General features: G+C 68.4%; 5 protein-coding genes. 1 reads left to right on the top strand and 4 read right to left on the bottom strand.

Annotation, left to right across the window (positions count from 1 at the left end):
• The 4 genes from AB0O34_RS35670 to AB0O34_RS35655 all read right to left on the bottom strand — a co-directional run.
• Nucleotides 1-628, bottom strand: a 628-nt coding sequence (locus AB0O34_RS35670; protein WP_363923221.1) for a ThuA domain-containing protein, incomplete at its 3' end; no start/stop codon positions are given.
• A 112-nt stretch (nucleotides 629-740) separates the two neighbouring features.
• Nucleotides 741-3,158 (bottom strand): carbohydrate-binding protein, encoded by a 2,418-nt coding sequence (locus AB0O34_RS35665; RefSeq protein ID WP_363923223.1) that lies wholly within the window; start codon nucleotides 3,156-3,158, stop codon nucleotides 741-743.
• A gap of 17 nt (nucleotides 3,159-3,175) precedes the next feature.
• The gene (locus tag AB0O34_RS35660) at nucleotides 3,176-3,607 is read right to left on the bottom strand and encodes a PQQ-dependent sugar dehydrogenase (protein WP_363923219.1); all 432 of its coding nucleotides are present in this window, start codon (nucleotides 3,605-3,607) and stop codon (nucleotides 3,176-3,178) included.
• A gap of 261 nt (nucleotides 3,608-3,868) precedes the next feature.
• Nucleotides 3,869-5,233 carry a lectin gene (locus AB0O34_RS35655; protein WP_363923217.1) on the bottom strand — a complete coding sequence of 455 codons (1,365 nt, stop codon included), beginning with the start codon at nucleotides 5,231-5,233 and terminating at the stop codon, nucleotides 3,869-3,871.
• Between the two features lie 1,303 nt (nucleotides 5,234-6,536).
• Here AB0O34_RS35655 and AB0O34_RS35650 point away from each other — a divergent pair.
• Nucleotides 6,537-7,270, top strand: a 734-nt coding sequence (locus AB0O34_RS35650; RefSeq protein ID WP_363923215.1) for an arabinofuranosidase catalytic domain-containing protein, incomplete at its 3' end; no start/stop codon positions are given.

The raw sequence follows: 7,270 nt of genomic DNA, 5'->3' as shown, positions 1-7,270 counted from the left end.
GGCCCCGATCGGGCGCGCGCCGGGCGTTCGAGCGGGGGTTGGTGCGGTAGCTGTACCACTCGTCGGTACGCGACCAGGTCGGCCCCAGATGAGCGGTCGCGGCGTGCGCCCGGTCCTCGTTCCGTACGGTGGCCTGCTGGATCGCCGGGTGGTTGTTGAACCAGGCTCCCATCAGCTGCCCGTAGTACGGCCAGTCGTACTCGGTGTCGGCGGCCGAATGCACCCCCACGTAGCCGCCCCCGCCGTCCACGTACGTCTGAAAGGCGGCCTGCTGGGTGTCGTTCAGCACATCACCGGTGGTGCTGAGGAACACCACCGCCTTGTACTGGGCGAGGTTGGCCGCGCTGAAGGCGTTCGAGTCCTCGGTCGCGTCGACGGCGAAGTCGTTCGCGGCCCCCAGGTCGCGGATGGCCTGAATCCCGTTGGGGATCGAGTCGTGCCGGAACGCTGCCGTCTTGGAGAACACCAGCACCTTGAAGGCGGCCGCCTGGGCGGGGATGGCGGGGATCATGGTCGCGGCGGCGGCGGTGAGCGCCACCACGGCCACCGACAGGCGTCGCAGCACGGATGTCTTCCGGTCGCTCCCCCCGATGCGCCCGAGCGCGGCGGGGGTCAGATGTCGCAGCATGGGTGTCCTTCCGTCGTGGCGCCCGCGCGCGGCCCCCTTTCGGCTGTGAAAGCTGGGCCGCGCCGGGCGTCACATCAATTGGTGATAGCGGTGCGTTCGAGGTCGGGTGGTGTCAGGCTCGGGTCCACTGCTGGTTCACGCCGCCGTTGCAGGTCCAGATCTGCGCCTTGGTGCCGTTGGCGGTGCCCGCACTCGCCACGTCCAGGCACTTGTTGGCGCCCACGGCGGTGATGGTGCCGTCGGTGTTGAGGCGCCACTTCTGGTTGTTCTGGCCGTTGCAGTCCCAGATGACCACCGCGGTGCCGTCGGCGGTGCCCCCGCCGTTGACGTCCAGGCACTTACCGCCGTAGACCCGCAGCTCACTCGCGCTGGTGGAAGTCCACTGCTGGTTGGCCCGCCCGTTGCAGTCCCAGATCTGCACCTGTGCGCCGTTGGCCTGCGAGGCGCCGTTGACGTCCAGGCACCGCCCCGACCCCACACCCCGCAGAGCACTCGCGCTCCCCGAAGGCGACGGAGAGGGCGAGGGTGACGGAGAGGGCGAGGGCGAGGGCGACGCGCCGGTGTCGAGGGTGAAGGCGTCCACGTCGAACAGGTAGCCCTGTCCGGCCGGGCCACGGAAGACCAGATACAGCGTCGTGGTGCCGGTCGGCGCGCCGCTGAGGTTCGCTGAGAAGTCGGTGAAGGTGTCCCAGCTTCCGGTGCTCGTGACGTTCACCGTGCCCAGCAGCGTGCCCGTCGCCGAGCCCGCCCGCACCTCGATCCGGCCGCCCGCGCCCGCCGAGGACACCCGAGCGGTCATCCTCGTCGCGTTGCCCAGGTTGTACGGCTGGAAGGAGATCCAGTCGCCGTCGTCGGTGAAGCCGACCGTCTTGCCGCCTTCGGCGGTGGTGTGGTCGGCCGTCTGGACGCCCTGCTGGGCCCCGAAGTGCTCGGCCTGCCGGTGTCGCGGCTGGAGCGTGCGGGTGCTGACGGAGGTCAGACCCCCCTTGTCGGTGTAGGAGGCCTCGAAGACGCCGTAGATGTTGGCCGCGGCGTCGTGCTCACCGTCCACCGGCACAGCGATGGAGCCGCTGCAGCCGGTCTTGGAGGTGATCTGGTGACGGTGACTGTCGTGGCCCAAGAAGTAGGTGACGGTGACCTTGGTGCAGTCGATCGTGCCGTCCTCCGGGTCGCTGACGGTGACCTGGAAGGGCACGGTGTCGCCGAAGGAGAACAGCTGACCGTCGACCGGAGTGGTCAGTGTCACCGTCGGGGCGGTGTTGCCGGCGGCCACGATCACGCTCGCCGTCCCGGGCAGGCCCTGGGGGTCCCTGACGGTCAGCGTCGCCGTGTAGGTGCCGTTGGTGGCGTAGGTGTGACTCGGGTTGGCGGCGGTGGAGGTGCTGCCGTCACCGAAGCTCCACGAGTAGCTGAGCGCGCCGCCCTCGGGGTCGGAGCTGCCGGCCGAGGAGAAGTTCACCGTCAGCGGGGTCGGACCCGAGGTCTTGTCGGCGGACGCCTTGGCGATGGGGTTGCGGTTGGCGGTGCCGATGTACTCGATCCGGTAGAGGGCCTGGTTGTTGCTGCCGGTGCCGTAGTCGAGCACGTACAGCGCCCCGTCGGGGCCGAAGGCCATGTCCATGACCTGCGTCCCCCTCCAGGGGAACGCCGAGATCTCCCCATAGCCGCCGTCGGACCTGACCTCGATCGCCTTGATCCACCTGCGGCCGTACTCGCCGGCGAAGAACCGCCCGTCCAGCGCCTGCGGGAACTTCACACTGGAGTTCAGGTTCGGGTCGTAGTGGTACACCGGACCGCCCATCGGCGACTCCGACCCGGAGCCGAACTCCGGCGGGGTTCCGGCGTCCCCGGCGTATCTGATCCACGCCGACTTGGCCGGCGGCAGCTTGCTCTGCCCCGTGTTGCGGAAGGAGGTGTTGCTCGGGCCGCCCGCGCAGTCGAACTTGGCCCCTGACGGGCCGTTGGGGAAGGTGTAGCGGTTGTAGGTCTCACTGGTGGTGTTCGTGCCCGTGCAGTACGGCCACCCGTAGTTGCCCGGCCCGGTCACGCGGTCGAACTCCACCTGCCCCTGCGGCCCGCGATTGGCATTGGTGGTGCCCGCGTCCGGACCGTAGTCGCCCAGGTACACGATCCCGGTGGCCTTGTCCACGCTCATCCGGAACGGGTTGCGGAACCCCATGGCGTAGATCTCCGGCCGGGTGTTCGCCGTCCCTGACGGGAAAAGGTTGCCGCTGGGGATGGTGTAGGTGCCGTCGGGCTGCGGGTGGATCCGCAGGAGTTTGCCGCGCAGGTCGTTGGTGTTGCCCGCCGAACGCTGCGCGTCGAACTGCGGATTGCGGTCGGTCCGCTCGTCCAGGGGCGAGTACCCGCTGGAGTCGAACGGGTTGGAGTCGTCGCCGGTGGTCAGGTACAGGTTGCCCTGGGCGTCGAAGTCGATGTCACCGCCGACGTGGCAGCACTGTCCCCGGTCGTTGTTCACCTGGAGCACGACCTTCTCGCTCGCCAGGTCGAGCGTATTGTCGGACTTCAGCGCGAACCGCGACAGGTTCAGGTGCCCCTTCCACTGGTCGAACTGCGTCTGGGTCCACTGGTCGGCGCGTCCCCGCCCGGAGTGTTCAGCGTGGGCGAGTAATACAGCCAGACGTACCGATTGGTGGCGAAGTTCGGGTCGACCGCGACGCCCTGCAGACCCTCCTCGTCGTGGCTGTAGACGTTGAGTTTGCCGGCCACCTTCGTGTTGCCGTTGGCGTCGGTGACCCGCACCGTGCCGTCGCGGGCGGTGTGGAGCACCGAACGATCCGGGAGGACGGCCAGCGACATGGCCTCCCCCAGTTCCGCGCCGCCGGTCGCCAGCGTGACCTGCTGGTAATCGGACGCCGAGATGGTCAGCGCGTTCGCCGGGGAGGAGGTGAGCGCGAGGGCTCCGGGAATGATCAGCGCCATCGTGGTCAGTAGTGTGAGCCACGGACGTCGGGACATAAGTGTTCCTTCCCGACAATGACGATCAGTCACGGCAAGCCGCGCGCCCACCGCGCCGTTGCCACGGTTTTGCTTCGTGCCCGGAGAAGTACCGCCTCCGGACCCCTCATCCGGCCGCTGATTCGCGGCGGCCGGGTCGTGAGGGATCGGTAGCCGATCGCTGTCGAGCGGGAGGAGTCCGTTTTCGTTGTCGAATCGGTTCGACTCAGGACCGCCTCCCGCCCCCGCCGGATGGGGCGACGGGGGCGTGGACAGACGGTGTCAGACGCGGGTCCACTTCTGGTTGTTCTGGCCGTTGCAGGTCCAGATCTGCGCCTTGGTGCCGTTGGCGCTGCCCGCACTGGCCACGTCCAGGCACTTGTTGGCGCCCACGGCGGTGATGGTGCCGTCGGTGTTCAGGCGCCACTTCTGGTTGTTCTGGCCGTTGCAGTCCCAGATGATCACCGCGGTGCCGTCGGCGGTACCCCCGCCGTTGACGTCCAGGCACTTACCGCCGTACACCCGCAGCTCACTCGCGCTGGTCGACGCCCACTGCTGGTTGACGCCACCGTTGCAGTCCCAGACCTGCACCTGCGCGCCGTTGGCCTGAGAGGCGCCGCTGACGTCCAGGCACCGCCCCGACCCCACGCCCCGCAGCGCGCTCGTCGCCGGCGGGTTACCTGTGGGAGTGATCGAGGGAGTCGCCGTCGGCGTCGGGGTGCCGCCCCCGAACTGGGCGAAGAAATTCCACACCACTGCCCTGGTCCAGGAGTTCTCGCCGGGTTCGAAGTCGCCGGACTTCCCGTCCACGGGATTGGGGGTGTGGCCGGCGTCGAACGCCGCCCATGCGACCGGATACCCGGCCCGGCACCCCGAGTAGTAGGTGACGACGTGCGTCAGGCTGCCCTGTGCCGGCTCCGGCGGGTTCTGGGGCGTGCAGCCGTTGTTCCTGACGAATCTGTCACGCAGCGACCGGCCCCCGGAGATGTTGAGCACCGGGTCCCTGAGGCCGTGCAGCCCGATGTACGCGATGGGCTCGGTGCCGCCGCTGCACCCGCTGAGCTGCCCGCCGGAGTAGACCGCCACCGCGCGGAAGACCGTCGCCCGGGCACACGCGAGCGCGTAGCTCATGCCGGCGCCGTAGCTGAAGCCCAGGGAGAAGCGCTGGGAGGTGTCGACACACAGGTCCGCCTCGATCCGCCGGATCATGTCGTCGACGAAGGTGATGTCCTCACCGCCGGAGTTGGCCCAGCCGTTGTTGATGCCCTGGGGCGCGACGAAGATCGCGGTGTTGTTCGACAATGCCCTGAGCCCGTAGTAGGACCAGGGGTACCCACTGGTTCCGCCCGAGTCGACATCGTTGGCGGTGCCGCCGTTCCAGTGGAACCCGAAGATCAACCGGTAGGGGGTGGTGTTGTTGTAGTTGTCGGGAATTCGCAGGATGTAGCTGCGATTCTTCCCACTTGTCGTAATCGACTGCGTACCGCTTCTCAGCGTCGGAGTCTTGCCGCATCCCGCGGTGGCCGCGAGGGTGCTCGTTCCGGTGAGCGACGTGGTCGCGCGGTCGCCCAGCGCCGAGTGCGCCGTGGCCAGGACGAGCAGTGCCGTGGTCGCGATAGCGGTGAAGAGAGACCTATGCCTCAACATCACACCAATTCCTTTGCCGTTCGAATGGTGACATTCATAGACGAGGAAGGCATCTCCTCCACCTTTCGGGGAGTGGGGGTGTCGGCCAGCGTTTCTGGTCCCTGACTCCGGTTGGACACGGCGCGCCGCGTTCTGCCGATCGAAACTCGTCAGCCCCGCGCGTCTCTGCCGGCCGGTCGGGTCATCGCTGTGTTAACGCTCACTCAACGCCGCCGTAACCGGATCTCCCTTCTTCCTGATGGCTGGAGGCGATGGTGCAGCGGAGCAAATATGACCGCGACCCAGACTGTCAAGACTGGGCCTTTTCGGCGTTGCGGGCCCTTGCCTGAGACGACCCGTCGCTCCTGCTTCTGGCCAGGGGCGGCGGCCGTCGTCAGCACTGAGGCACCGTGATGAAACTTTCACCGCCATCGATCGAATCGTTTCCGAGGACGCGAACGGGCGATCACGCCAGTCGGCCACTCCCGGCCCGCGGGAGCGGGGCAACCGCCCGGTACGTGGGCCGGACCGAGCGGGCCCTTGCCACGAGCGATGTGGTTTCCCGACGCCTGCGTGATCGTGTCGTGGAAGGCGCGGTCGCTCTAGGCGTACGTGACGTGGTCGTCCACGAGCTCGTCGCGGGCGGGGGGCCGGCAGCGGGGGGGCCGGAGCGCTCCCCGCGGCTCTGCCCGCCGCCCTGGTGGTGGGCCGCCCACGCCTACGCGAGGCCGTGGTGACCGTGCTCGACGACAAGGTCACAGGCCTGTTGGAGGGAGTCGGGAGCCAACCCTGGCGCACGGCCCCGTGTGCGAAGTTCGAAATAGGGTCTTGACGATCCCTTGGGCCGGAAACGTAATTGGTACCAAGCCCGGGGACTCCCCACCTAGGGCCCTTCGCGGTTCGGCCAGGCACTCCAGATCGGGGCACGCGCTTCGCACCGTCCCGGGCGTGGCCGGCCGCGTCGATGTCCGGCCCGCCGCACCCAGCAACCCCGCGGCGTCCACTCGGGGGGACCGCGCACCTTCCTGGAGGAAAATGTGAGCGCTAACAACACGCCGCATGGATGTGGCCCGCTGTGCGTGGTGACCGCGGGGCTTTGCTCGCCGGGGACCGCCAGGGGTGGCAGAGGCGACGGCTCCACTTTCCCCTCCGCACCGGCGGGCACATCCCCATTGGGGCGCCCGACCGGCAACCGGAGGCCGGGAATACCGCCGTCCGGCGTCATGATCGAATCGATTCGAGACAACGACCGTCCACCCAGCAAGACCACAGCCAGATCCCCCAACCCAGCCACGGTCTGTGTGGCGCCGACCGGAGGAAATCCGTGAACCTCAGAAGAAGACTCGGCCGCCTCGCGAAGGCGACCTTGGTCCCCCTGACCGTGCTCTTAGCCGGGACAGGGCTTTCGGCCGCCTCGCAGTCCGCTGCCAATTCCGCTACATCGCTTCCCTGCGACATCTACGCCGCGGGCGGCACGCCGTGTGTGGCGGCCCACAGCACGACCCGTGCCCTGTACGGCTCCTACAACGGCCCGCTGTACCAGGTGCGCCGCTCCTCGGACAACACCACCCGCGACATCGGCCTCCTCAGCGCGGGCGGAGTCGCCGACGCCGCCACGCAGGACTCGTTCTGCGCCGGCACGACCTGCCTGATCACCATCATCTACGACCAGTCCGGCCGGAACAACCGCCTCACCCAGGCGCCCCCCGGCGGCTTTTCCGGCCCGGCCGCGGGCGGATATGACAACCTCGCGAACGCGACCGCGGCGCCGATCACGGTCGGCGGCCACAAGGCGTACGGCGTCTACGTGGCCCCCGGCACCGGGTACCGCAACAACAACACCAACGGCGTCGCCAAGGGCGACCAGCCCGAGGGCATGTACGCCATCTTCGACGGCACCCACTACAACGGCGGCTGCTGCTTCGACTACGGCAACGCCGAGACCAACAGCCGTGACAACGGCAACGGCACCATGGAGGCCATCTACTTCGGCAACATCAAGGTCTGGGGCTACGGTTCCGGCAACGGCCCCTGGATCATGGCCGACCTGGAGAACGG

It is taken from the genome of Sphaerisporangium sp. NPDC088356 (assembly GCF_040685555.1).
GTDB lineage: Bacteria > Actinomycetota > Actinomycetes > Streptosporangiales > Streptosporangiaceae > Sphaerisporangium.
The sequence above is the reverse complement of the archived record's forward strand: the minus strand, read 5'-3'. Positions and strand labels throughout refer to the sequence as shown.

Excerpts from the sequence above, each read along its gene's own strand:
- AB0O34_RS35660 (WP_363923219.1), bottom strand. The coding sequence starts at position 3,607 with ATGTCCCGACGTCCGTGGCTCACACTACTGACCACGATGGCGCTGATC.
- AB0O34_RS35655 (WP_363923217.1), bottom strand. The coding sequence starts at position 5,233 with ATGTTGAGGCATAGGTCTCTCTTCACCGCTATCGCGACCACGGCACTG.